Genomic DNA, 25,254 nt, shown 5'->3' with positions numbered 1-25,254 from the left:
GATCACTCATGACCCAAAACCACGCTGCGGAGTGGGCTGTTTTGGTCTGTGCTGTACCTTCAGGCTAAACGTAGCCTCATTGCTGCTGTCGTCCAAAGTCATTTCGATAGAGGGCATATCATCCAGTTGGAAAGGGTGCCACAACCGGAGCTGATAACGCCCCGGGTTGAGCTGACTGAAATGAAATTGTCCGGTTGGGTCCGTTACCCCTACCAAGTTGCTTTCGCTGATAAAGACATAAGCCTCCATATAGTCGTGGATATTGCAGCCCAGTGCAACGATGCCAGCCTGATCGAACAAGATGGGTTGTTCTGGACGATCATGATACAACTGGATCTCAAACACCTTGGCCGGCGAGAAGGAATACACATGATGTCGGGTGCGATCCAGGTTTGGAAAGTCGATTTCGGTGCCGACCTGAACGGCTGAGACGAAGGGTACAAAGTTTAAACCCTGTTGTTTGATACTGGTTTGTTGCATAACTGCCGCATCGGCCTCGGAGCCAGCATCAAGAGAGACCAGTTCTACTACTGCATCGTCCAAAGGCTTGCCGGCCTGATCCACAACCGTGATTCGCCAGTCATTGGCAGCAGCGTTGAAGTGCACTAAGCTAGCTAAGGCGAAGGCGCAAAACACTCTCAGGCTGGATGTCATCATGAAACCCTATCGTTTGGCGGTAGTGATTGCCTTAACCTTAGCAAGGTTCTGTTCATCATGACAAATTGATTTTCATTAGGAGCACAACTTAACCGCATGGTAAAACACAAAAAAACCTGTTGGTTGGCCGGCGTTTTCTTGCTGAGTTTGGCAAAGCAGTGTGCTCAGGCAGCAGAGCTGCAGTCTCCGGTTGGGCCATGTGACAAGGTGGAGGGGCGACCTTGCGTGGCGCTGGTACTAGGTGGGGGCGGTGCCCGCGGCGGGGCCCACCTTGGAGTGATTCGCTATCTGGAGCAGCAACAAATCCCGGTCGATCTGGTGGTAGGCACCAGCATTGGCGCATTCGTAGGTGGTTTGTATGCCAGTGGCAAAAGCCCCGCTCAAATTGAGCGTATTTTAACCGAGTTGCCCTGGAGTCAGGGGTTTCAGGACCGGGTACAGCGCCATGAGATGCCGGCCCGGCGCAAACAGCAGCGCGATGCTTACCCTATTCAACTGGAATTAGGGGTGCGGCTGGATGGGGTACATTTGCCGAAAGGGGTGCTGCATGGTCAGGCCATGGCTGAGTTGTTGCAACGGGCTTATGGTCTTCAGGCCAATCAACTGGATTTTAATGCGCTGGCGATCCCTTTTCGGGCGGTGGCGGCTGACTTGGTCAGCGGAGAAGCGGTAGTGCTGGCGGAAGGGAGTTTGCTGCAAGCGGTACAGGCTTCGATGTCAATTCCTGGCGTGGTCAGCCCGTTGGAAATGGACCAACGCATTCTGGTCGATGGTGGTGTTGCTAACAATCTGCCGGTCGATATCGCCAAAGCCTTGGGCGCTGAACGGATTATTGCGGTTAGTATTGATGCCCCATTATTGCAAAAGGAAGATCTGACCGATGCTTTTAGTGTGTCGGAACAGTTAACCAACTTTCTGGTCCGTCGCGGGCTGGCTGTGCAATTAGCGTTGCTGACGGAGCAGGATGTGTTATTGCAACCCAGCCTGACTGGTATTGGCACCCTGGATTTCGACCGCCTGATGGAAGGCGCCGATATCGGTTACCAAACTGCGGCAGCACACCAGGCGTTGCAACAACTGGCCGTACCGGCAGAAGATTACCACCAATGGCTATTGGCGCATCGGTTGCCTGAGTCCAGCGAACAACGTATCGATCGGGTTGTACTGCACAATCAATCGGCGCTGGGCGATAGCATCTTGTTGAAGCGTTTGGGTATTAAACCGGGAGACTTGTACGATACGGAGGTAGTAAAAAAAGGCATCCGGCGCCTGTATGGCTTGGATCAGTTTGAACGGGTCTCACAGCAACTGACTATTTTGGACGACGACAGTACTGAGCTGCAGGTACAGGTGCAGGAAAAAAGCTGGGGGCCTGGTTACCTGAATTTTCGTTTGCGCTTTGAAGATGATTTTCAGAACAAACACCACTACCAGCTGGCTGCCAGCTATTTGTATACCAATCTGAGTCCGCTTGGCGCAGAGTGGTATTCGGAGCTTGGCATCGGCAGCGATAAACTTATCAGTACGGAGCTGTACTGGCCTCTTGTGAGCCCGGCGACTTTTGTCAGTGGCAAGCTGGCGGCATTTAGTGAGCGACAGGTGCTGGAGGATGAAAACCGACGCTCGCTGGGCGATCTGAATCACAGTGAGTTTACCAGTACGCTGTTAGCTGGCTGGCATCCAAGCGATCATTTAACTCTGGCCAGTGGTTGGACACGTCGCGTCGGACGCTACCGGGCCCCGGGGTCATTTACTGAAAGCGAACTTGGTCAACGTATCTCTTACCAACGACATGGCCCTGTGCTGCAGGGGCACTGGGATACGCTCGATAACATCAATTTCCCGGGACGGGGCATACGGCTACATTCGGAAGTTCAATGGCTGCAGGATCGATCCGGTGCCGGGCGTGGTAGCAGTCGAACTTTAAGCCTGGATGTGCTGGCTGCCAAAAGCTGGCAGGCACATCGGTTGCATAGTCGCTGGCGTTGGCAGCGTTACCGTAATGATGATCCAGAACTGATTTTGGAGCAGTTTAGCTTGGGCGGTTTCTTAAACTTATCGGGTTATCCGCACCAGTATTTGTATGGCAGTACAGTCAGTTTTGGCAGTCTGGTCTATCAATATCAGCTGACAGAGTCGCAGATGTCATTTTTAAACATGCCCTGGTTTGTCGGCGGCTCCATTGAGCGGGGCCGGGTACAGGATGATTTGCTGAATCTGAATCAGGCACAGCAAACTGATACCTGGCTCTGGGCCGGCAGTCTGTTCCTGGGCTGGGACAGCCCGCTGGGCCCATTGTTTTTCGGCTATGGCCGCGCTCAGAGTGATGAACGCAGCCAGGTTGACTCTTGGTATTTGTCGCTGGGGCATAACTTTTAATCATGAGTCCCAGCGCTTAGCAGCTAACCACAGCTGCATGACCAAGTTTTAGTCCGCATGACGCTCAAACCATTCCAAAATGCGTTTGAGCCGCTCGACCAGATTGACCGGGGTGCCATTTCTTGACAGGCTATGACCTTCGCCTTTAAACACCACCATCTCGACTGGCACCTGATTGGCTTTGAGCGCATAAAACCATTCTTCGCCCTGGCCAATTGGGGTGATATGATCCTCGGTGCTGTGAATGATCAGCGTAGGAGTGCTGACCTGATTGGCGTATTTTAATGGCGAGCGGTTCCAGTACAGCTCGAAATTCTGCCAGATAGTGCCAGCAAATTCGCGGCGCATCGAGTTGGGTGGATACTGCTGAGTGCCGGCCTCAGACAACCAATTACTAACACTACGCTGGGTTACAGCGGCTTTAAAGCGATCGGTCTGGGTGGTGATCCAGTTGGTTAAAAAACCACCATGACTGCCGCCGGTCAGGTACAGCCGCGAGCTATCCAGCCAGTCGTATTGCTGCAACACATGATCCAGCACGGCTATGTTATCGCGGTAATCCACACCGCCGTAATCGGCATGCACCGCGTTATGATGCGCAAAGCCGTAGCCGGTGCTGCCACGGTAGTTGGTAAAAACCACAGCATAGCCAGCTGCTGCCATCATCTGAAACTCATGAAACCATTGATGGCCCCACATGCCACCTGGGCCGCCTTTGATGTTCAGGATCAGGGGATAGGACTGGCCAGCTTGCCAACCAACAGGTTTAAGCAAAAAACCCTGACTTTGGCCGTGCTCGTGTTCAAACCAGAATGACTCCAGTGGCTGCAGGTGCAGCCCGGCCAGCAGCTCCTGATTAAATCGGGTCAGCTGACGGGGCGCTTTGGTGCCATCTTGAAACCAGATCTCAGGCAGGCTTTGTTCGTCCTGCCACAGGTAGCTAAGACGTTTGCCATCAGCTGCCAGTGTCAGACTGGCTGCGCTGCCTTGCTTACTTAGACGGATTCCGGGGCTATCACGGCGCAGGTCCAGTTCAAAAATTGGCCGCGAGCCCAGATGGTCGGCGCTTAGTAATAGGCGGTCCTTGCTTTGCCACTGCACACTGTTGGCGGTGCGATCCCAATCTTTCGCAATCAGGCGGTTGCTACCATCACGCAGTTGGTGCAGCACCAGCTGTTGGGGCTCAAAGTAGTCAGCCTGGTACTGATAGAGCAACTGGCGGCCATCCGGTGACCACTGCGGTGAGCTGGCCTGGCCGGGCAGGGTGTCCAGACGGGAGACACTGCCATCGCTTAGCGAAAGCACAAACAAATCCTGTTGCATACTGCCTTCCAAAGCATCCTCACTGCGATCGGACGCAAAGACGATGTGCCTGCCATCGGGGGAGAATTGCGCCGAGTGATCGTGCCAGCGGGCATCGCCAGTCAGGCGGTTGAGCTGCTGGGTGGCGATATCCAGCAGCCAAAGACCGGAGCGACGCTCGTTCAGGTAGCCGCTGCCATCACTTTTATACAGAGCGTGACGAATGACCACCACATCGGCTTCCGGTTGTTCGCTTTTGGCTTTGTCGGTGGTTGGATCCTCAATGGCCGGATCGACAGCCAAAGTAAGCAGCAGCTGGGTACCATCCGGTGACCAGCTGAAATCACGAATACCGGCCTGCTTTAGTGTGGTGATTGCTCTAGCTTCGCCACCGGCCATTGGCAGCAGATAGAGCTGCTGGCCATCACCACGGCCAGAAATAAAGGCCAGCTGACGACCGTCCGGTGACCAGCGTGGGCTGCGATCTTTGTTGCTAAAGGTGACTTGGCGTGGCTCGGACTTAGCATCCGTAGCTACCAGCCAAAGATTGCTGTGGCGGCTACGCTTATCGTCGGCGATGGTGCTGTGGACAAAAGCTACCTGTTGGCCATTGGGTGCCAGCTGAGGGTCTGCGACAAAGACAAAGCGGTAGTAATCGTCTGGCAGCATACCGCGTGGCTCAGCAGTGAGCACCAGCGGCCATAACAAACACAGTGCAGCGAAAAGTCGGAACATAAATAAACTCCAATCGTGGGATGTGCTCATTGCAACGCACTTACCGATGGCAGGCAAGCAAAAACCGGCTGCTTGCCTGTGGCTTGAGATGATTAGCGAAACAGCATATACAGCAGCTGCGCCAGCAGTACGATACCTACCAGCGGGAAAATATAGCGGGTTATTTTACTCAGCTCTTCTTCACTACGACGTTTGCCGTATTTTTCTAACACTGTCACCAGTATAAATAAGGCAACAAAGAGTAAGCCCAGAATCATAATAATAGGTGGCATGGTTGCATCCTGCTAAACCGTCAAAACTTCAGTGTAATAGGAAGCGGCATGACTTTAAAGGCTACCGCTTAACTGCAACGCCATTTGATTGGCTGGCATGGGCCTGGCGTACCAGTAACCTTGCGCTTGCTGACAACCGACTTCAACAAGGATCTGGTGCTGCTGTTGATTTTCAATACCCTCTACCGTGAGCCCTAGTTGCAGCTCGCTGGCCAGCAATTGAATGCTTTTAATAATGCACAAGGCTTTGGCGTTGGTGGTGAGATCCGACACCACGGAACGATCAATTTTGACGGTATCCAATGGCATGTTCTTCAGGTAACACAAACTGGAGTAGCCGGTACCGAAATCATCCAGAGCTATTCTCATGCCGTTGTCTTTTAGCAGTTGCAGCTTGCTGATGGCATTGGCTTCGTTATCAATCAGGGCCGTTTCGGTAATTTCCATTTCCAGCGCTGAAGCCGAGATTCGGTACTCCTGCAGGCAAGCCAGCAGCCAGCTGGTAAAGTCCGGCTCTACTAAATGCCTGGCTGAGATATTAAATGAAATCACTGGCACACTAAGATGTTGTTGTTGCCAGGAAACCAGTTGCCGACATAATTGTTTTACCACCCAGCGGTCCAATTCAATAATCAGACTGCTTTGCTCAGCAATCGGAATAAAGTCGGCCGGGGAAATGGCCCCTAGCTCCGGGTCCTGCCAGCGGATTAAGGCTTCAGCGCCGGCAAGGCTGCCATTACTCAGTTTTACTTTGGGCTGGAAATACAACTGCAAGTGCACCTCATTCGCTTGCAAGGCTGCCAGAAGCTTTTGACGAATCAGTGCTTTGCGGTGGTAGTCTGCACCGACCTGTCTGTTGTAGAAATTTAAACTGGGTCCGCCTTTTTCTTTGGCTGCAAACATTGCCAACTCGGCTGCATGCAATAAATCCTCTTCTTGCTCGCCATCTTCTGGGTAGCAGGCAACCCCGATATGCGGAGTTGGCAGCAGGACTTCATCGCCGAGCCTGGCTGGTTGTTTTAACTCCTCCAGCAAACGACTGATCAGTTTGTTGCTTTGGCTTAAATTGGTTGAGGTCTGATGCAACAGGATATAATCGTCTGCATAAATTCGTACTAGCGTATCCTCTGGCCCAGCCAGTTGCTGCAAGCGTTCTGCTTGCAGCTGGATCAGTCGATCGCCATAAGTCAGACCAAGCTGCTGATTAACATCACTGAGCTGGCTGCCATCAATCCAGCAGATCAGCAGTTTGCTTTTTTGTTGCTTGCATTGTGCCAGTGTCTGTGGAAAACGGCTTACCAGCAGTTCCCTGTTTCCCAGTCTGGTGAGCCGATCAAAGTTCACTAGTTGATGAATTTGCTGATCCTTGGAACGTATAACGCTCAGATCCTGAAAGACAGCCAAATAGTGGCTCAAGGCGCCATCGCTGCTTTGCACGCGTGAAATTTTCAACCACTGCTGATACACCGTCAGATCTTTTTTTCGGTTCCAGATTTCGCCTTGCCAGTAGCCTTTTTTCTCAATGGTTTGCCACATCTGGCGGTAAAAGTCGGGGCCATGGTGCGAAGAGCGCAAAATAGCCGGTGTTTTGCCAATCACTTCTGCAGCCTTGTAGCCGGTAATCGAAGTAAAAGCTGGGTTGACTTTGAGGATACGGGCCTGAGCGTCGGTCACCATAATGCCTTCAATAGCATCATCAAATATCTGTTTGTTTAATTCATCCAGGGTTTGCTCGGTCAGGCTAGGCAGTGTATGCGCTATGCCGGTGTAGCTGATAATGTTGCCAGCCAGATCGCGGTGTGCCAACACTTTCAACTGGGTAGGGATGCAGTTATTTTGTTGATCGAAAAAGCAGAGTGGGCCTTGCCAATACGAGTGTTTTTGCACATGCGGAAACACTGTGTTGAGCAGATAGTGGTAATTTTCTTTATCGTGAAAGTTGTGCACATAGAGTGGTTGTTGCATCAGATTGTGTTCGGCAGTAATACCACAGAGTTTTCTGCCAAAGGGGTTTAGCGTCAGTAGCCGAAAATCAGTGCTTACGGTACTGATAAAATAATCCAGCTGTTCAACAATGTCCTGATGAATGTTTGGTAAGTCAGTCAGCATGGGTAAGCGCCTTTTGTTGAGCATGCAAAAAGTGTTGTGCCAATGTGGTTAGCTGATTGAGTTGCACTGAAAGCACATCGCCTTGCTGCTTTGCTTCATCGGCGGCGTGGGCCGAACTTTGCGCCAGGTTGGCCAATTTTTGCGTTTCGACGCTCAACTGTTCGACGGTATTCAATTGCTGCAGGCTGGCTTGACTGATTTGGCGAGACTTATGGCGCATGGTGCCAATTCCTTGCTGAATTTGCAGCATACCAGCGGCGGTGCTGGCAGCACTTTGTGCCGTTTGCTCGGAAGCACTTACGCCTTGATGCAGGGCTTGATCGGCTTGCTGGATGCCTTCATACAGTTGGTGAATAATGGTCTGAATTTCATGGGTAGAGTGGTGCGTTCGGCTGGCCAGAGCGCGGATTTCATCGGCTACCACGGCAAAGCCTCTGCCTAACTCGCCAGCACGAGCTGCCTCTATGGCTGCATTTAATGCCAGCAAATTGGTTTGCTCCGCCACTTCCCGGATCACCTTAACCACTTTAGCGATGGCTTCACCTTGCTTATTGACCTCTGCAAAGCGTTGACTGAGCTCATTCAGCTGGTGTTGCATACTCTGGCTTGCAGTCAGCATGTGTTGCAGCTGCTGATTTCCTGCTAAAGCGGCCTGTTCCGATTCGTTGGAGTGTTGCTCCATTTCAGCCACTGCTGCATCGACCTGGTTTTGCTGGTGTCTAAGCTGGGCAAGTTGTTGCAGAAATCCATCGGTGGATTGATGCTGCTGCATGCTTTGTGTTGAAGCTTTGGTTATCGCTACCGAAGCTTGCTGCCTGGCTTGTTGCAAGTAGCCGGAGCTATTTACCAGCCGTGCCATCAAGGCTCGGTTTTCCTGACGTTGGGTGGATAGAGCAAAAGACACCCTGCTTTTAAAATCGACACCGCCAGAATAGACCCAGCTCATCGCCGGGTTGAAATAGGTCTTATTGGCGATTTGAAGGAGTCGTCGGCACTGCTGCTTTTGATAGCGAATAAGCAGCCAGGTCATGATGGCAGGTAGTATCATCAGAAAAGACCACCAGCTGGCAACGAAAAATAAAGCAACACAACTACCGAGAAAGCACAGTAGTAGCCCAAGTAATAACAAATTCACAGTTTGATAAGGTGAAGCGCTGATGCACTTTGGTAGCTCTTCCTGCCGCCACTGTTGGTATAAACGTTCGGCTCGCTGTTTTTGCTCGGGTTGCAAGACGGTTCTAATGGATTGGTACTCGACAATGTCGCCATTCTCCATCACCGGAGTAACATAGGCATCCACCCAGTAATGATCGCCATTTTTACAGCGGTTCTTGACGGCACCTCGCCAGGAATGGCCACTTTGGATAGTGCGCCACATGTCTTTAAAGGCTGCTGCTGGCATATCAGGATGACGGATAAGGTTATGGTTTTTACCCAGCAGCTCGTCTTTTTGATAACCGGAGACGGCAATAAATTCTGGATTGGCATAAGTGATAACACCGCGCTTATCGGTGGTAGTGATAAGATGGGCATCTCGTGGGAAGTTGGCTTCGCGCTGAGTGACATCCTGATTCCTGCGCATTTCAAGTCCTTACTTTTATAATGGTTATTTGTTGAAAGCTTATACCAATTTGTCCCTATAAACGATCAGTCTAATTTAGGGATTCATTGATCTAGATCAATCTTTCAGCATCAAACCAAACCTAAGTGATAACGGCTTGTTGTCTGGTGCGATATAGGTCAGCATAGTGGCTATCTAAAATCGTTAACTTGCATACCATGAGTGAACTCTACCTTTACGCCTTCTCTGGCTTTGCTGCAGCGATTGTGTTGTTGCTTCCAGCCATGCTGTTCATGCTACATAAGCGGCGTTTGGTGCTGCAGGCATTGCAGCAACAGCATCAGCAGGAGCTTCAGACACAAACGGAGCAGGCTGCGCGTAGCCGCGAATTAGTCCAGGTACGCCAGATTGAGCTGCGTGAACGCGAGCTGCAGCTTGCTGAGCTAAAACAGGCATTGCAGCAGCAAAAATCTGAGCAGAAGACATTACAGAGTGACTTTCTGGCAGTGAAGGAGCAGCACGACCGCTTGCACAGTACCCTCACCGCGAAGGAGCAGCATTTTGCGGAACAGCTGGCGCTGATTAAAGACAGCCGTGACCAGTTGAAAAAGGAGTTTGAATTGCTGGCGCAAGAGGTGCTGGAGCGCAAGGGAAAGGCTTTCAGCGAACTGAGCCAGCAGCAGCTGCAGCAGCTGTTGTCGCCATTGCAGCAGGATATGAAAGGTTTCAGGGACAAAATGGAGCGTATTCACAGTGAGGAGCTGCAACAGCGCAGTGCACTAAAAACAGAGCTCATTAATCTGCAGCAATTAAATAACCGCATTACCGATCAGGCTGAACAATTAACCAGGGCGTTGCAAGGGCAAAAAAAGGTGCAGGGCAACTGGGGTGAGTTGATGCTGGAGAATGTGTTGGATAACTCTGGCTTACGCGCCGGAATCGACTACCAGCGCGAAGTTAGTTTCGACAGTGACGATGGCAAGCGCCGGCCAGATGCCATTATCTACCTGCCGCAGCAGCGGCATATGGTGGTTGATGCCAAAACCTCACTGGCTGCTTACACGCGTTATGTCAATGCTGAGGACGACAACGAAAGGGCTCGTGCCTTGGCTGAGCACTGTCAGGCGGTGAAGGACCGAATTACGGAGTTGGCGGATAAAAGTTACTATCAGCTTGCCGGACTAAACTCACCGGAAGTAGTGTTTCTTTTTATCCCGATTGAATCGGCCTATGTCGAAGCGCTGAAATACGATCCGGAGTTGTATCAAAGGGCGCTGGAGCGCAATGTGTTGGTAGCTACCCCGACTACCTTACTCACCAGCCTTAATATTGTGCGTCAGCTGTGGCGTTTTGAGGATCAAAGCAAACACAGCGCTGAACTGGCTACACGGGCTGAGAAATTTTACAACAAGCTTAAGTTGTTCCTGGACAGTATGCAGGGCGTAGGTAAACAGCTGGATAAAGCTCGTGAAAGTTATGACAAAGCCTTTGGTCAGTTGTATAGCGGTCGGGGCAACTTGATTAAGCAAGCCGCTGAGTTTAAAGAACTAGGCGTGGCGGTAAAAAGTGAATTGGATGCAGAGCTATTGGAAAAAGCTCGGCTTGAGTTGAATCCAGCCGGGAAACAAAGCCAGCTGGATGGGGGAGTAACCGATGACGCCTGTCTTAGTGATAGCACATCGCAAACAGCATCACCGCAAGCATAGCAAAGCTTCCTGCGCTGAAAATGCCGAACTCGATGCGCACTTCCATTTTTCGCTCTGGGCTTAGGTCAGCCGGCAACAAACAGGCATAGATCAGACAGCTCAGGCCAAAAGTCAGACCCAGTACGATAAAAGCAAAAAAGATGGACGAAACAACTAATTCCACGAAAGACTCCTTACAGCATGAAGTTCAGGACTTTTGACAACCGGTAGATCATTGGCGGCATATTCTACGGCAAATGAAGCTGCTTTGCATAAAAAAGCCGTCCAATTGGCAATGAAAAGCGCTGAGCTTGCTTAGCTGCAGCTGAAATAATTTAGCTGGCTTCATTGTCTATTCCTATTTGAAACATGGTCTTACCCTACGTTAGGAATGAAATATTCTTTGTTTTCAAATTATTCAGCATAATTTATTTCAAATTGCGTGAATCTTTGCTATGTTAAAACTGTTCGGAAAACGAACAGCGCATTATAAGAAATCCAGGTGACCAGTTAGGAGAGATGCACGTGAAGTTGAAACCATTAATCGGTTGCTTAGCCTTGGCCGGGCTAGGCACACACGCGATAGCGAACGACAATCTGTCTGCCGCAGAGGCCGAAGACGCCGTTGAACGAATTCGGGTCACCGGCTCCAGTATCAAACGTACGACGTTGGAAGGAGAGCTTCCTATTACCGTTTTCACCCGCGATGAGATCAATGCGGCCGGTATTACCTCGGGTGAGCAGTTGCTGATGCAACTGAACATTGCTGGTAATGGCGTCGATAATATGGCCAGTAATGAAGGCATCTCAACAGCAGATAACCGGGCTAATCATGGTAATTCCGGTGCTAACCTGCGCGGTCAGGGCTCGGATGCGACCTTGGTATTGCTAAACGGTCGTCGTTTAGCACCACATGGTTTAAAAGGGCGCAGTGTTGATTTGAACTCGATTCCTTTTGCGGCGCTCGACCGGGTCGAGATCTTGCGAGATGGCGCCTCAGCTGTCTATGGTACCGATGCTATTGGTGGGGTTATTAACTTTATTACTCGCCGCGATTATACGGGGGCTCAGGTTTCTGGCTTTGCCGATGTGACTGAAGCAGGGGCAGGCCATATCTATCGGGCCAATGCGCTTTTTGGGGTTGGTGATTTTGATCGTGATGGCTGGAATGCTTTCGCCACCATTACTGCCAAGCGCAATCTAGGTATTCGAGGTACCCAGCGTGATTTTACCAACTCCTTTCAGGAGGATCGGGGTTTATCACCGGATACCCGCGGTACGCCTTTTGCAACCATTTTTAACGTCAGTACCGCCGCAGCACCTGGTCTGATTGGCTCTGGTTTGATTGACCCTAATCCAAACAGCCCTGTGGCCCGTCAGGATGCAATCAACATACTTGCTTTACCGGGGGGGCCGGGTTGTGAAGCCGGTGGCGATTTTATGGGCCGCTTTGATCCGAATCTGTACCCCTGGTCACCTCAGTCCCAGTATGCTTGTGCCTGGGAGTATGGCCGCCATCGTATGCTGCAATCGCCTTTGGAAAGTCTGGACTTTGTTGGTCGGGTTTCGTTTAACCTGGGGGATAGTCATGAGATGTTCTTCGAGCTCTCTGCTGCTCAAGTCGAGTCCAGAAAGAGTTTTGAGCAATATCAGATTAGCTCCAGCGCGTTGGCTACTGCTCAGTTTAATCCATCGACCTGGTACCCAAGTACCGGTGCCAACTATGATCGGATATTCCATGCCTTGGGTGATTACTTTGGTTACGATGGTCTGAACTATGGTGCACCTATTGCCTATCGTTGGCGTTGTATAGAGTGTGGTCCTCGGACTTTCGACACCGACACTACCTCCTATCGGGCTTTGCTGGCTTTTGAAGGCATGGTCGCTGATTACGATTACACCATAGGTCTGTCGCGTTCAGCAAATACTTCAAAGACAACCCTGGTTGATGGTTACTACTATCTGGACCAACTACAAACCTTGCTGGGCAGTGGTACTTTGGACCCATTTGCATTTCAGGGACAGCAGTCGCAAGCAGCATTGGACGGTTTAGCTGCAGCCTCTGCTGCGGGTGTACAGCTGTATGACGGCACCACGACTCTAACCCAACTTGATGCTGTTATTTCCGGTGACTTGGGATTGGAACTGCCAGGTGGCTTTATTCAGGCGGCAGTAGGTACGGATTTGCGCCGTGAGGAATACAAGTTCAATGGTTCAGATTTAGAGCCAGGCCGGACAGTGCCTCTGGCACCCTTTGATGATCAAAATGCCTTGGATAAAGTCAGTCGTAATATCAAGGCTGTCTTCGCGGAAGTGTATTTCCCGCTACTGGACAACCTGGATCTGACGTTGGCAGGTCGGTATGATCATTACAGCGGCTTTGGCAGCACCACCAATCCAAAAGTCTCTTTAAAGTACCAGCCAGTTGAGCAAGTGATGGTCCGGGCTGCCTACAGCACTGGTTTTAAAGTGCCTAACTTTAACCAATTGTTTGAAGGCGAGCGCTCTGAGCCTATTACAGTAGATACCTGGTTCGATCCGGCCAGCTGTCCAGATGGGCAGGTGAGTGAAACTCCGGGTTGTGAGTCGATTCAACCGAACCTGATCCGGGGCGGCAAGGTCGACCTGGAGCCGGAAGAGTCCACTCAGAAGAGTATTGGTGTGGTGTTAGTACCCACGGATAATTTCAACATCAGTGTCGACTGGTGGGAGATTGAGCGTACCAATACCATTCGGGTTGCGACCCAGAATGTGTTGTTACAAAACTACCAGTCCTTCCAGAACAACTTTATCCGTAACAGTGCCGGTGAGATCACGGCCATTGATGCGCGCTTTATTAACTCGGGTGGTACCTTAACCCGAGGTATTGAAGTGGATGCTAATCTGACCGGCGAGCTGGCAGGTGGAAGCTGGCGGCTGCGGTTAAATGGTAACTATCTGCAGAGCTTTAAAACCAAAGCGCTGGATACGCTGCCCTACAGCGAGAACCTGGTTGGTCAGTTTGTCTACAACAACAACTTGCCTATCAAGTGGAAGCACACAGTGAACTTCAGCTACACCCATGGTGACTTCATGCACAGTCTGACGCAAATCTACCGTCATGGCTATGAAAGTGCGGTCTTTGCCCGGATTGCCAGTGGCGTTCACAACCCGCCAAACTTTGATTATCGTGTGAAAAGCTACACCACTTACAACTACAGTCTGACCTACCGAGGTCTGGAAAATACCCTGATTACCATGGGTATTAAAAACCTGTTCGACCAGGATCCACCATTCTCGTCGCACAATATGGACTCGGCAGCGGGTTCTGCCTGGGAGCCTCGTGTGGCCGACCCTCGTGGCCGGGCTTATACTCTGTTGGTAGAGTACACCTTCTAAGGTAGTGCCATGAAACGAGCAAAACCGCAGCCCTGGTGCTGCGGTTTTTTTTGCCTTATAGCTGGCAACTTGGTTGAATACATAGGTCTCTAACACAAAAAAACCGGTAACCTTGCGGCTACCGGCGGTGGTATCGGCAGGGAGATGCCGTTTAAGCTAACATTTGCAGGCCTTTGATGCTACGAATGCCGAGGCCTGGCGTGTCTTGAATGCTAATATCAGCACCCTCGAATAGCACATTGCCTTCAACAGGATCAAAAGCACATAGCGAAGGCCCATCTAAATCGACCTTGGTGATGACATCGGATTTCGCGACTGCCAGGTGGACAGCTGCAGAAACGCTGATGCTGGTTTCCAGCATGCAACCAATCATGCACTGCATATCGTAGAAAGAGCAGATATCAGCAATTTTGATGGCATTGGAGATACCGCCAGTTTTCATCAACTTGATGTTGATGATATCGGCGGCGCGCATTTTAATCAGCTCAATCACTTCGCGGGGACTGAAGGTAGCTTCATCGGCCATTACCGGCGTATGCACTCGGTCAGTCACGTACTTCAGGCCATCGATATCCAGCGCTTTCACCGGCTGCTCTACCAGTTCCAGTCGCACACCTGCATCTTCCAGCTTGTGCAGTGCATACACGGCTTCTTTCGCAGTCCAACCCTGATTAGCATCCAGCCGGATCAGCGCCCGGCCTTCTACCGCGGCATAAATGGCTTTTACCCGCTCGATATCAACGCCTATGTCTTTTCCTACTTTTACTTTGAGTGTCTCAAAGCCCCGGTCAACGGCTTCAAGCGAGTCCGCCACCATCTTATCGATGTAATCCACGCTGATGGTCAGATCGGTGGTCAGTTTCGGCACTCCGCCGCCTAGCATCTTGTACAAAGGGGCACCATACAGCTGAGCAAACAAATCGTAGATAGCAATTTCTACCGCCGCTTTAGCGCTGTAATTTTTCATAATACAGCCTTGAATCACCCGGGTGACATGATTCAGATCGGAGATGTCGAGACCAATCAGCTTGGGCTTGATTATGGTGCGAATGGCTTCAATGATGGAGCCATGAATATCACCAGTGATCACGGCGGTGGCCGGTGCTTCCCCATAACCGACATGGCCGGTATCGGTTTCGACGATCACCACGACATCTTCAATCTCATGCACTGTGCGCAGCGCCGTTTTAAACGGCGTTTTCAGCGGCACTTTCAGCATGCCCAAACGGATATCAGTTATTTTCATGTCAAACCTCGAGCGCAAGAAAGCAGTTGCTTGCTATACCACTATAATGACTGCGTTGTAATCAGGCTAGCCAAGACAGCATTTTACCGACCAGCAGGCCGCCCGCTGTGCCGACCACGTAACCCAGCATGGCCATTAAAACACCAACCGGGATCAACGCCTTTGAGTAAGCCGCTGCCAGTATTGGAGCCGAAGCCACCCCGCCAATATTCGCGAGTGAGGCCACACCACAAGTAAATAAATCCAACCGGAATAGCTTGGCGACCAGCGCCATCAGCACACCATGAATGCAAAGGATCATCAGTCCGGCTGTCACATAAATCGGCGCTTTGGCTAAATCGGCAAAGTCTGCTCTGGAGGCAATCAGTGCGATAATCACCAGCAGCATGATCTGTGATAACTCCACTGAGCCAGCCAGCTTACCAAGCCGAGTCATGGCTGCTAACACACCGGCCAGGGTAACCAACAGAATGGTCCAGGTCATGGTGGTTAAAAAAGCTGTGGTTGGTAACAAGCTGGCCAATTGTTGGCTGACTGCAGAAACCAGAAAACTCAGGCTCAGTAGCACCAATAAATTTAATTGTGTCACGGCTTTATCATCTTGCTGTACTGCCAGCCGCTCACCCGCTTTGGCCAGCAAACTACTGTCTGCTTTGGTCCAGCGATTGAACAGGCCCGCAAAGGGTACCAGAGCCAGCAAAATCATCACCCAGATGGCGTAGTCAATCGAGTCCATCAGTAAGGTGTAACCCATGCGGCTGTCTGGCACATCCAATGCAGATTGGATGGCGGCCATATTGCCGGTGCCGCCCATCCAGCTGCCAGATAAGGCGGCAAAAGTTTTCCAGCTATCGGGCTCCAACCAGCGATGAAACAGAGCAAAAGTGATCACAAAGCCCAACATGATAGTGACTACCGCGGTAAAAAAGGCCCCCAACATGCGGGGACCAAGGTGGGCAATCGCTCGTAAATCACTTTTCAACAACATCAGGAAGATCATGGCTGGTAGCAAGTTATTGCGTACCGCGCTGTAAGTGGCTCGAATACTGTCGGTTTGACTCCAAAGGCCTAAACTGGATGCCAGCATCACGCCGAAATACAGCAGCACAATGCCAGGTAAAATGGTGAAGAGGCGCCAGCCGCTGTATTTTTCCAGCAAACCCAGGCCTGCAGCTATCAGCAGTAAAACCGTCAGAAATAAAAAACCATCAGTAATCATCAGCTATCCACAGCGACGTAATTAAATATTCTATTTGAACATCAACATTAGCATAAATTATTCCAATGTAAAATGCTTCCTGCTGATTCTTTGGCCTGTTTTTCACCAAAGTCAGATAGAATCTCACGAAAAGAAGGATTTAGTAAGAATAAAAAATTCCATTGGCGCTATTCATTTTGGAATAGTGCCGTTGTGGAAACCGAAAGGCTTTGTTATGGTGTGCTGGAAATTTATGCACTATCAGGTTGCTGATGAAAAAACGTGTACTGCATTTTGGCTGGATTGCTACTATAGCTGGTATTGGCCTTTATCTGGGATTGACTGCTGTGCAAACTGAACTTTCGCTGGAGCAAAAAATCGCTCAGAAGCTGATGATTGATGTGCGCTATTTTTGCCCGCAGCCAGGCGAGGAGCCGTGCCGCCAGGCGGTTACCCGTTTGCCGCAAGAGCTTAGTCAACTGATTACGGAAACCGGCCTGGGTGGCGTGATTTTATTTGCAGAAAATCTGCAAACGCCCGAGCAAATCATCGATCTAACGCAGGACTTGCAACACGCCGCTATGCAGTCCCCTGTTGGTCAACCGCTTTTTATCTCGGTAGATCAGGAAGGCGGCCGGGTATTTCGAACTCCGCGTAGTTTCAGTACCGGTTTTTCCGGCAACATGGCGATAGGGGCGACCTATGCGCGGCATGGTGTTTTTTATGCCGAACAAGTTGGTGCTGTGCTTGGCAAAGAACTGGCAGTGCTGGGTATCAATACCAACCATGCCCCTGTGGTGGATGTGAATAGCAATCCGGCCAATCCTGTGATCAATGTGCGTGCTTTTGGTGAACATCCTCAGCCTGTGGCTGAGTTATCAGTGGCGCTGCTTAGCAGTATGCAGCAGCAAGGCGTGCTGGGCACGCTAAAGCACTTTCCTGGTCATGGCGATACCTACCTCGATAGTCATCTGGCTTTGCCGTTGGTGAGCCATACACATGCCCATATTGAGCAACTGGATTTAGCACCTTTTCAGTGGGCCATTGAGCACACCGAAGTGCCGATGATCATGACCGCACACATTCAGTATCCGGCGCTGGATGCCAGCACCATCCTCAGTACAGCAGGGCAGAGCATGATTCGACCTGCGACGATGTCGCGCGCAATTCTGACGGATTTATTGCGCCAGCAGATGGGGTTTGAAGGTTTGGTGATTACCGATGCGCTAGATATGGCAGCCATCAGTCACTATTTTACGCCCAGCCAGGCCGTGCAAGAAACCTTTGCTGCCGGAGCAGATATCGCTTTAATGCCCTATCCGATCAGGCGGCCAGAGGATCTGGTGGCGTTCAAAGCCTTGATTGCTGAGCTGGCGAGTGCGGTGCGACAAGGAGAGCTTAGTGCCGCCGAACTGGAAACGTCCTGGCAGCGCATCCGTAGCGTAAAACAGCGCTGGCTGGCAAGCACCAAGCCTGTTGTCGATCGCAGCGCCTTGTATCAGGCGGCACGGCAGCAGCTTGGTCAACCGCGTCATAGGGAACTAGAACAGGAGTTGGCCCGGCAGGCACTGACGCTACTGCATGCAGAGCCTGGCACACTGCCTTTAGTGACTGAGCAGTTTTCACACATTCATCTTCTGGCCGCTACTCCGTTGCAGGCTCGGATGCTCAGGCAGTCGCTGAGCCAGCATTGGCCAGAGCTGGCCAAAGGGCAGGTGCGTTGGACAGAATCCAGCTTTGATGACTGGCAACCAGAGCAGGCACTGCAGCTTAGTCAGCAGGCTGATTTGGTGATCCATGCTGGTTGGCAGCGGCTGGCCAGCCTGGTGGATCTGGGCGGTATGGCCGATGCAACCAGGCAGCAGCGTCCTGCGATGAGTTATGCTGCTGCGATGCAAGCCAGTGAACAGGTGCTGCAGGCAGCTAGGTACGCTGACACAAGGGTAATCCTACTGGGCTTCGGCACGCCATATGAGCTTATCCCTTTAATGCCCTATAGTGATATCAGTATGCTGGCCTACCATCATGGCATTGAACAAAGCCATGATGGCTCATTGTATGGACCCACTTATCAGGTAGTTGCCGAAGCCTTGCTTGGCCTTACGCCCATGCATGGGGAGTTGCCGGTACGACTGACTGTGCCAGACTTGGTGGTTAGGGAGGCGCACGAATGACAGGTTCTGATCACCAGGCTAAGCGATTCGTCCGGCTTGGGTTGCTAGCGCTGTCATTGGTGGCCATCGTCTGGCCTGTGATGGCCAGCAGCGACTGGGATATCAGGGTGCGAGAACCGGCTCAGCTCAGTGTCGAGCTGCCAGAGCAGCGCAGTCAGCGTACTTTGGTCAATGACCGGCGAATTTTTTACAGTTATCAGGGCCAGGGTGCACTCTGGCTGGATTTGCAACAAGCTACGGCGGCTCGGATTGAGATCAATGGTCGTGAGCTGGCTTTGCCCGCGGAGCTATCGAAGCAGCCGATGATCCTGTCACTGGCCGATTACACCCGCGATGGGCTGAATCAATTGCATGTTGCAGCTATGGAGCCGTCAGGGGCCGCTATTCGTTTGCGTTTTGATTACCCAAGGTTGGTACAGGGCTCTGCCGTCGAAGCCGGGTTCTCAGCAAAGCGGCTGGCTGAACTGGATGCACTGATTGAGCAGGAAGTTGCCGCTGGTTTTCCGGGGGCGGTGCTGCTCATTGCCAAAAACGGCCGGGTGATTAAAGAAACGGCCTATGGGTATGCCAAGCGCTACGACAGTGCCGGACAGCCCTTGGCAGAGCCCGAGCCGATGCAAACCGATACGCTGTTTGATATTGCTTCCAACAGTAAAATGTATGCGACTGTTTATGCAGTGATGAAGCTGGTCAGCGATGGTCTGCTGGATATCAATGCACCCATTGTGCAGTACCTGCCGGAGTATCTGGGGGATGGGCGTGAACTGCGGCTGATACGGGATCTGCTGGATCACACGGCTGGCTATGGCCCGGAGTTGCATTTTTTCCGGCCTGATAACCGTCTAGGTGCTGCTTTTTATTCGATAGAGCCTGAGCGTACCAAGCAGTTGCTGATAGAAAAAGTGCCTTTTGAGCGGCCGCGAGGCCAAAGCGCTGTCTACAGCGATACCGGTTTTATGTTGCTGGGGGCTCTGGTAGAGCAGGTGGCCGGCATGGCACTGGACAGCTATCTGGAGCAACACCTGTACCAGCCGCTGGGCTTAGGCAGTACCATGTTCAATCCGTTGCAAAAAGGTATAGCGGCCAGTCGGATTGCGGCCACCGAACTGGATGGCAACACCAGAGGGGGCTTACGCCAGCAGTTTCCGGCGATGCGAAGGGGCGTGCTGCGCGGTGAAGTCCATGATGAAAAAGCCTTTTACTCGCTGGCTGGGGTGGCTGGCCATGCTGGCTTATTCAGCACTGCCCGTGAGCTGGCCGTGCTGATGATGCTGGCACAACATGGTGGCTATGGCGACCTGCCGGTGTTTAGCCAGCCGGTGATCCAGCAGTTTGTGCGGCCATCGAGCCGGGATCACCGTTTTGGCCTCGGCTGGCGCACCGCGGTAGGTGGCGATCTGGATTGGCACTTTGGCCCTTATGCCAGTCGATATGCTTTTGGTCATACCGGCTGGACAGGCACTGCCACGCTTATCGATCCACAGTACGATTTGCTGGTGGTGCTGTTAACCAACAAAAAGCATTCACCGATCCAGCGGGATGGCAGCGGCTACTATTTTAGCGGTGATCGGTTTCAAACCGGCATGTATGGCAGCGTGATGAGCCTGGTGTATCAGGCCATGCTGGGGTTATAGCAGCGCCATTCAGCACCATGCAGCAGAATAGGCATGGCGCAACAGAGCGCGCAGCACAAAAGGACAACCGATGGATATAAAATTGACAGCGCTGGACTGGTTGGTGTTTGCCGGCTACTTTGTGTTGCTGGCTGCCATGGGCTGGGTATTAAGTCAGCGCCGCGCCGGCAATGCCCGTGATTACTTTCTTGGCGGTAATCAGATGCCGATGTGGGCAGTGGCGATTTCGGTGATGGCGACCTCGCAGTCGGCAGCTACCTTTTTGGGCGGGCCGGATCAGGGCTTTCGTGGCGATCTGACCTATCTGGCAACCAATATCGGTGCCTTTATTGCCGCTTTGGTGGTGATCATCTACTTGATCCCGCGCTATTATCAGGCCAGAGTGAGCACCGTGTATGGCTTACTGCAGCAACGCTTTGGTGGCAGCGCGAAGCGCCAGGCCGGCAGCATGTATCTGTTTGGCCGGGTTTTTGCCAGTGGGGCTCGCCTCTATATGGCAGCGATCGCCGTGTCGATGGTGATTTTCCATAACATTGAAGCCAGCAGCGTAGTGTTGTCGATTGCCTTGTTGGCCTTTGGCGCCCTGGCTTATTCGGTGGTCGGTGGTATTCGTTCGGTGATTTACACCGATGCCTTTCAGTGCGCTGTCTATGTGCTGGCGGCGCTGGCCGTATTGATCTACCTGCTGTGGCTGATCCCGGCCGAGCCAGCAGCCATTCTATCGGCGCTTCAGCAGCCACTGGATGGCACTGGTTCCAAGTTGCAGCTGCTGGATTTTTCGCTGGATTTTGGCTCTTCAGGGGTTTTTACCTTTTGGTCGGCCATTACCGGCTTTGTGCTGCTCAATATTGCAGCTTTTGGGCTGGATCAGGACATGACCCAACGGGTACTGACCTGTAAAACCGCCAAAGAAGGTGCCAGAGCCATGCTGCTGTCGGTGGTGCTGATTATTCCGGTGATGCTATTGTTTATTGCCATCGGCATGTTGCTCTATGTCTTTTACCTGCGACCCGATCTGATGCAGCAAGGCGGAGCTTCGTTGGCCAGCAGTTTTGCCGGTGAAACCGTGACAGTTTTTATGTACTTTGTGCTCAATGAAATGCCGGCTGGTTTGCGCGGCCTGGTCACCGTAGGGGTAGTGGCTGCGGCGCTTTCAACCATGACATCAGGCCTGAACTCCATGTCCTCGGTCTTGGTGGAAGATTTGTACCGGCCCTGGCGGCTGCGGCACAAGCCTGATAGCTCTGAGCGGCACTTTGTCCGGGCCGGGCAGTTTGGCATGTTGCTGACAGCAACGGCGCTGTCGGCGATGGCGGTGCTGTGTTTTTACTGGCAGCAGTTTAGCGATATGCCATTGCTGGCTTTTGCCCTAAGTGTGATGGTGTTCTCCTACAGCGGCTTGCTGGGCGTTTATTTTACCGTGCTGTTCACCCGTCGCGGGAATGCCCAAAGTGTGGCAGCGGCGCTGATTTGTGGTTTCTTAGTGCCGCTGTTTTTTCAGCCCTATGTGCTGCAATGGTTTGGCCCCGGCCTGGCTGAGTGGGATTTGGGCTTTACCTGGCAGCTTTGTCTGGGTACTTTATTAGCCTTTGCCGTCTGCTGTATGGGTAGGCCAAAAGCACAGCAGTCTTTGTTATCAGCCGCAGCAACAGGAGATGCAGCGTGACGGATTTTATACTTGGTATTGATGCCGGTGGCACTAAAACCCTCGGCCGCTTGCTGCATCTGGCGTCTGGACGCAGTTGGCAACTAAAAATGGGTTCAGCCTCGCTGACCAACGACTACAACAATGCAGCCGCAACCCTGTATCAGCTGATCAGCAATCTGTTCGAGCAGGCACACTGCACTGGGGATCAGGTCACTGTGGTAGCTGGGGTGCCCGGCGCCGGCAATTTGCAGCTGCGCAAATCGCTCGAGCTGCATCTGGCAGAGCTTTGCCCACAGCTTTGGATCACCACCGATGCAAAAACCTCGGTCTGGGGCGCCAACAATGGCCAGCCGGTGGCGGTGGTGGCGCTTGGGACCGGCTCGGTCGGCATGCGGCTTGAACCCAGCGGGGAAGAAAGGCAGTTTGGCGGCTGGGGTTTTAATATTGGTGATGAAGGCAGTGGCGCTATCTTAGGCAAAATGGCGGTACGCGAGGTGCTGGATGAGTTTGATCGCAGCCGCGGTTTTGGTTCTGCACTCGCCAAAGCAGTAACCGCTGTGATCGGAACCGATCCGGCCAACATTCTGGGCTGGTTAAAGCATGCCGCTGTTAATGACTTTTCCAGGCTGGCGCCACTGGTGTTGCCGCTGGCCGCGTCCTGCCCGCAAGCCGCCAAGGTGTTTGCCCGTTACCTGAAGGACGTGGTGGAACTGATCGACCTGACTTGCCTGGATGTGCGCTTACCCATCGTTATTCTGGGTGGCCTGGCTGAAGGCACCATACCGCACCTGCCAGCGCGTATTCGTCAGCAGATCATTCCAGCGGCAGGAACCTCGGTAGATGGCGCCTTGTTGCTGGCGAAAAAATGGCGCAGTGGTGAGCTGGAAAAAACGGAGCCCAGGCTATGAGCATGCAACCAGAGCTAGATAGCCAGCAGGAGCAGCAATTGCTGCAGCAGCTGAGCAGCTTCTTATCAGAAAGCCGCAACCCGGATAGCATGGATCTGGATCAGCTGGATACCCTTGCGCTGTTGCAACGCATCAATCAGGCTGATCTGCAGGTACCTCAGGTCATCGCCGGGATCCTGCCGCAAGTGGCCCAGGCGGTTGATGCCATCGTCGCTGCCTTTGCTGCTGGCGGCCGACTGATTTACATCGGTGCCGGCACCAGTGGCCGCTTAGGCATTTTGGATGCGGCTGAATGTCCGCCCACCTTCAGTACCCCGCCACAGCAGGTGCAGGCACTGATTGCTGGCGGGCCAGCTGCTATTTTGCAAGCGGTGGAAGGGGCTGAAGACGATGCCGCTCAGGGCGTGGCCGATGTAAAGGCGATCGCTTTGTCTGCCAAAGACGTACTGGTAGGTATAGCTGCCAGCGGCCGTACCCCCTATGTAGTGGCTGCCATGCAGTATGGGCGCGAGCTGGGTGCTACCATCATTGGCATCAGCTGCAACCCGGATACAGCGGTGCTTGAAGCGGCTGATATTCCTTTGTGCGCCGCAGTAGGGCCTGAGGTATTAACCGGCTCTACCCGGATGAAGTCCGGCACCGCCCAAAAGCTGCTGCTCAATATGCTATCAACCGCCAGCATGGTGCGAAGCGGTAAGGTCTATCAAAATCTGATGGTGGATCTGCATGCCAGCAATCAGAAGCTGTTGGTACGGGCAGCACGCATTGTGGCCGAAGCCACAGGTTGCAGCCATGAGCAGGCCAAACAAATACTGAGTGAGTCCGATTACAATGCCAAGCTGGCGATACTGCGTATTTTGACCGGTTTAGCCAAATCAGAAGCGGCCGCTTTGTTGGCACAGCAAGCTGGCTTTTTGCGCCAGGCGCTGACACAGCATCAGCAAGACGCTAACCTGATACCATAACTAAAAAAACAATCGATCACCCCTGCAATAGGGGTGGAATAATTTATTCTGTACAGCTATCATTTAGAATAAATAATTCTGCCCGTTCAGGAGTCCCTACATGGCCATTGGCTACCAGCAGCAACAGCTGCATATCGAGCAGCTATCCGCCCAGGCTTTGCTGCAGCAATACGGTTCCCCCTGTTATGTGTATTCCAAAGCCCAGTTACTGACCAATTTACAGGCTTATCAGCAAGCCGCAACCGGTTTGGATGCGCTGATTTGCTTTGCCGTCAAAGCCAACTCCAATCTGGCGGTATTGCAGTTGTTTGCCGCTGCAGGTGCCGGGGCTGATGTGGTCTCGGTCGGCGAGTTGCAACGGGCATTGGCTGCCGGTTTTGCTGCAAATCGTATTGTCTACTCCGGGGTTGGTAAAACCAAGGCTGATATGGCGCTGGCACTGAAAGCCGGGATTTTGCAATTTAATGTCGAGTCCATCCCCGAGTTGCAGCGGTTAAGTGAGGTGGCAACAGCCCTTTGCCAGGAGGCTGCGATTGCTATCCGGGTCAATCCGGATGTCGATGCCGGTACCCACGAAAAAATTGCCACCGGCAAAGCAGAAAACAAATTTGGCATCAGTTGGCAGCAGGTGGAGCAGGTGTATGCACTGGCAGCAGAGTTGCCGGGGATCCGTATTCAGGGCGTCGATATGCATATCGGCTCGCAAATTACCGATTTAGCGCCTTATCAGGCTGCCTTTAAGCGTATGTTGGAGCTGGTGGAACGTTTGCAGGCGCTGGGTCACCCCATCGATACCATTGACCTTGGCGGAGGCCTTGGCATTTTGTACCCGGATGCCCGGCAAGCGGTTTCGATTGATGATTACATGGCGCTGGTGCGACAGCACTTTGCCAACAAGGGCTGCCGGTTGATTTTAGAGCCAGGGCGTTCACTGGCGGCCAATGCCGGTGTGTTGCTTTGCCAGGTGGAGTACGTCAAGCAGGGACCTGGCAAGACTTTTTTGATTTTGGATGCGGCGATGAATGATTTGCTGCGTCCTGCCATGTACGGGGCTGTGCACGATATTTGGCCGGTACAGCTAGATTCGGAGCGAGTCAGTCAGCGCTACGATGTGGTTGGCCCGATCTGTGAGACTGGCGATACTTTCAGTATAGGGCAGTCTCTGCCTGAGCTTACTCCCGGCGAAACGGTGGCCATTGGCCAGGCGGGTGCCTATGGCGCTGTGATGGCGTCCTGCTACAACACCAGGGCATTGGTGCCGGAAATACTGGTATCCGGCCAGCAATCGGCGCTGGTACGCCGTCGTATTGAGATTGAGGAGCAGCTGAGTTGGGATCAGATGCCAGATTTTTAACATTGTTTACCGGAGCTGGCTGTTCAGGTTATAGTAGCGCTGCTGGCCC

General features: G+C 52.4%; 17 protein-coding genes. 9 read left to right on the top strand and 8 right to left on the bottom strand.

The genetic code is table 11. From position 1 onward, the window contains the following. Window positions 1–6 precede the first annotated feature (6 nt). Window positions 7–654: a carboxypeptidase regulatory-like domain-containing protein gene (locus JJU14_RS05265; RefSeq protein ID WP_228611544.1), complete on the bottom strand. Its 648-nt coding sequence runs from the start codon at window positions 652–654 to the stop codon at window positions 7–9. A 99-nt stretch (window positions 655–753) separates the two neighbouring features. On the opposite strand from JJU14_RS05265, the gene JJU14_RS05260 reads away from it, so the two are divergent. After that, window positions 754–3,036: a patatin-like phospholipase family protein gene (locus tag JJU14_RS05260; RefSeq protein ID WP_228611543.1), complete on the top strand. Its 2,283-nt coding sequence runs from the start codon at window positions 754–756 to the stop codon at window positions 3,034–3,036. A 48-nt stretch (window positions 3,037–3,084) separates the two neighbouring features. Here JJU14_RS05260 and JJU14_RS05255 read toward each other — a convergent pair whose 3' ends face one another. The 4 genes from JJU14_RS05255 to JJU14_RS05240 form a co-directional block, all read right to left on the bottom strand. Continuing rightward, a complete protein-coding gene (locus JJU14_RS05255; RefSeq protein ID WP_228611542.1) occupies window positions 3,085–5,073 on the bottom strand; it encodes a S9 family peptidase in 1,989 nt (662 codons plus the stop codon). 92 nt (window positions 5,074–5,165) lie between these two features. After that, complete coding sequence (locus JJU14_RS05250; RefSeq protein WP_228611541.1) at window positions 5,166–5,345, bottom strand: hypothetical protein; 180 nt, start codon at window positions 5,343–5,345, stop codon at window positions 5,166–5,168. 54 nt (window positions 5,346–5,399) lie between these two features. Continuing rightward, complete coding sequence (locus JJU14_RS05245) at window positions 5,400–7,454, bottom strand: bifunctional diguanylate cyclase/phosphodiesterase (protein ID WP_228611540.1); 2,055 nt, start codon at window positions 7,452–7,454, stop codon at window positions 5,400–5,402. Beyond that, window positions 7,444–9,036: a methyl-accepting chemotaxis protein gene (locus JJU14_RS05240; protein WP_228611539.1), complete on the bottom strand. Its 1,593-nt coding sequence runs from the start codon at window positions 9,034–9,036 to the stop codon at window positions 7,444–7,446. The genes JJU14_RS05245 and JJU14_RS05240 overlap by 11 nt, the downstream gene beginning before the upstream one ends. Window positions 9,037–9,233: 197 nt before the next feature. Here JJU14_RS05240 and JJU14_RS05235 point away from each other — a divergent pair, with 197 nt between their 5' ends. Beyond that, window positions 9,234–10,721 (top strand): DNA recombination protein RmuC, encoded by a 1,488-nt coding sequence (locus tag JJU14_RS05235; protein ID WP_228611538.1) that lies wholly within the window; start codon window positions 9,234–9,236, stop codon window positions 10,719–10,721. Here the strand turns inward: JJU14_RS05235 and JJU14_RS05230 are convergent. Next, window positions 10,681–10,884 (bottom strand): hypothetical protein, encoded by a 204-nt coding sequence (locus JJU14_RS05230; protein WP_228611537.1) that lies wholly within the window; start codon window positions 10,882–10,884, stop codon window positions 10,681–10,683. The genes JJU14_RS05235 and JJU14_RS05230 overlap by 41 nt on opposite strands. A gap of 335 nt (window positions 10,885–11,219) precedes the next feature. On the opposite strand from JJU14_RS05230, the gene JJU14_RS05225 reads away from it, so the two are divergent. After that, the gene (locus JJU14_RS05225; RefSeq protein ID WP_228611536.1) at window positions 11,220–14,078 is read left to right on the top strand and encodes a TonB-dependent receptor; all 2,859 of its coding nucleotides are present in this window, start codon (window positions 11,220–11,222) and stop codon (window positions 14,076–14,078) included. A gap of 151 nt (window positions 14,079–14,229) precedes the next feature. Here JJU14_RS05225 and JJU14_RS05220 read toward each other — a convergent pair whose 3' ends face one another. After that, window positions 14,230–15,324 (bottom strand): dipeptide epimerase, encoded by a 1,095-nt coding sequence (locus tag JJU14_RS05220; RefSeq protein WP_228611535.1) that lies wholly within the window; start codon window positions 15,322–15,324, stop codon window positions 14,230–14,232. Window positions 15,325–15,385: 61 nt separating this feature from the next. Further along, window positions 15,386–16,543 (bottom strand): DUF819 family protein, encoded by a 1,158-nt coding sequence (locus JJU14_RS05215; RefSeq protein ID WP_228611534.1) that lies wholly within the window; start codon window positions 16,541–16,543, stop codon window positions 15,386–15,388. 251 nt (window positions 16,544–16,794) lie between these two features. Here JJU14_RS05215 and JJU14_RS05210 point away from each other — a divergent pair, with 251 nt between their 5' ends. The 6 genes from JJU14_RS05210 to lysA all read left to right on the top strand — a co-directional run bounded on the left by JJU14_RS05210 (window position 16,795) and on the right by lysA (window position 25,205). Then, a complete protein-coding gene (locus JJU14_RS05210) occupies window positions 16,795–18,696 on the top strand; it encodes a glycoside hydrolase family 3 protein (RefSeq protein ID WP_228611533.1) in 1,902 nt (633 codons plus the stop codon). Next, window positions 18,693–20,330 carry a penicillin binding protein PBP4B gene (gene pbp4b / locus JJU14_RS05205; RefSeq protein ID WP_228611532.1) on the top strand — a complete coding sequence of 546 codons (1,638 nt, stop codon included), beginning with the start codon at window positions 18,693–18,695 and terminating at the stop codon, window positions 20,328–20,330. Before JJU14_RS05210 ends, pbp4b begins: the two co-directional genes overlap by 4 nt. Window positions 20,331–20,400: 70 nt before the next feature. Next, a complete protein-coding gene (locus JJU14_RS05200; protein WP_228611531.1) occupies window positions 20,401–21,996 on the top strand; it encodes a sodium:solute symporter in 1,596 nt (531 codons plus the stop codon). Then, window positions 21,993–22,886: a BadF/BadG/BcrA/BcrD ATPase family protein gene (locus JJU14_RS05195; RefSeq protein WP_228611530.1), complete on the top strand. Its 894-nt coding sequence runs from the start codon at window positions 21,993–21,995 to the stop codon at window positions 22,884–22,886. The genes JJU14_RS05200 and JJU14_RS05195 overlap by 4 nt, the downstream gene beginning before the upstream one ends. After that, window positions 22,883–23,851: an N-acetylmuramic acid 6-phosphate etherase gene (murQ, locus tag JJU14_RS05190; RefSeq protein WP_228611529.1), complete on the top strand. Its 969-nt coding sequence runs from the start codon at window positions 22,883–22,885 to the stop codon at window positions 23,849–23,851. The genes JJU14_RS05195 and murQ overlap by 4 nt, the downstream gene beginning before the upstream one ends. Before the next feature lie 100 nt (window positions 23,852–23,951). After that, window positions 23,952–25,205 (top strand): diaminopimelate decarboxylase, encoded by a 1,254-nt coding sequence (lysA, locus tag JJU14_RS05185; RefSeq protein ID WP_228611528.1) that lies wholly within the window; start codon window positions 23,952–23,954, stop codon window positions 25,203–25,205. The last annotated feature ends 49 nt before the right edge of the window (window positions 25,206–25,254 follow it).

Origin of the sequence: Alkalimonas sp. (assembly GCF_020831925.1) — a bacterium.
Lineage (GTDB): Bacteria > Pseudomonadota > Gammaproteobacteria > Enterobacterales > Alteromonadaceae > Alkalimonas.
Note: the sequence above shows the minus strand (reverse complement) of the source record. Positions and strands in the feature narration are given on the sequence as shown.

What these genes read in the sequence shown, in the direction of transcription:
- JJU14_RS05265 (WP_228611544.1), bottom strand. Translation starts at nt 654, where the DNA reads ATGACATCCAGCCTGAGAGTGTTTTGCGCCTTCGCCTTAGCTAGCTTA.
- JJU14_RS05225 (WP_228611536.1), top strand. Translation starts at nt 11,220, where the DNA reads ATGCACGTGAAGTTGAAACCATTAATCGGTTGCTTAGCCTTGGCCGGG.
- JJU14_RS05210 (WP_228611533.1), top strand. Translation starts at nt 16,795, where the DNA reads ATGAAAAAACGTGTACTGCATTTTGGCTGGATTGCTACTATAGCTGGT.
- JJU14_RS05255 (WP_228611542.1), bottom strand. Translation starts at nt 5,073, where the DNA reads ATGTTCCGACTTTTCGCTGCACTGTGTTTGTTATGGCCGCTGGTGCTC.
- JJU14_RS05245 (WP_228611540.1), bottom strand. Translation starts at nt 7,454, where the DNA reads ATGCTGACTGACTTACCAAACATTCATCAGGACATTGTTGAACAGCTG.
- lysA (WP_228611528.1), top strand. Translation starts at nt 23,952, where the DNA reads ATGGCCATTGGCTACCAGCAGCAACAGCTGCATATCGAGCAGCTATCC.
- JJU14_RS05260 (WP_228611543.1), top strand. Translation starts at nt 754, where the DNA reads ATGGTAAAACACAAAAAAACCTGTTGGTTGGCCGGCGTTTTCTTGCTG.
- murQ (WP_228611529.1), top strand. Translation starts at nt 22,883, where the DNA reads ATGAGCATGCAACCAGAGCTAGATAGCCAGCAGGAGCAGCAATTGCTG.
- JJU14_RS05240 (WP_228611539.1), bottom strand. Translation starts at nt 9,036, where the DNA reads ATGCGCAGGAATCAGGATGTCACTCAGCGCGAAGCCAACTTCCCACGA.
- JJU14_RS05250 (WP_228611541.1), bottom strand. Translation starts at nt 5,345, where the DNA reads ATGCCACCTATTATTATGATTCTGGGCTTACTCTTTGTTGCCTTATTT.
- pbp4b (WP_228611532.1), top strand. Translation starts at nt 18,693, where the DNA reads ATGACAGGTTCTGATCACCAGGCTAAGCGATTCGTCCGGCTTGGGTTG.
- JJU14_RS05200 (WP_228611531.1), top strand. Translation starts at nt 20,401, where the DNA reads ATGGATATAAAATTGACAGCGCTGGACTGGTTGGTGTTTGCCGGCTAC.
- JJU14_RS05235 (WP_228611538.1), top strand. Translation starts at nt 9,234, where the DNA reads ATGAGTGAACTCTACCTTTACGCCTTCTCTGGCTTTGCTGCAGCGATT.
- JJU14_RS05220 (WP_228611535.1), bottom strand. Translation starts at nt 15,324, where the DNA reads ATGAAAATAACTGATATCCGTTTGGGCATGCTGAAAGTGCCGCTGAAA.
- JJU14_RS05215 (WP_228611534.1), bottom strand. Translation starts at nt 16,543, where the DNA reads ATGATTACTGATGGTTTTTTATTTCTGACGGTTTTACTGCTGATAGCT.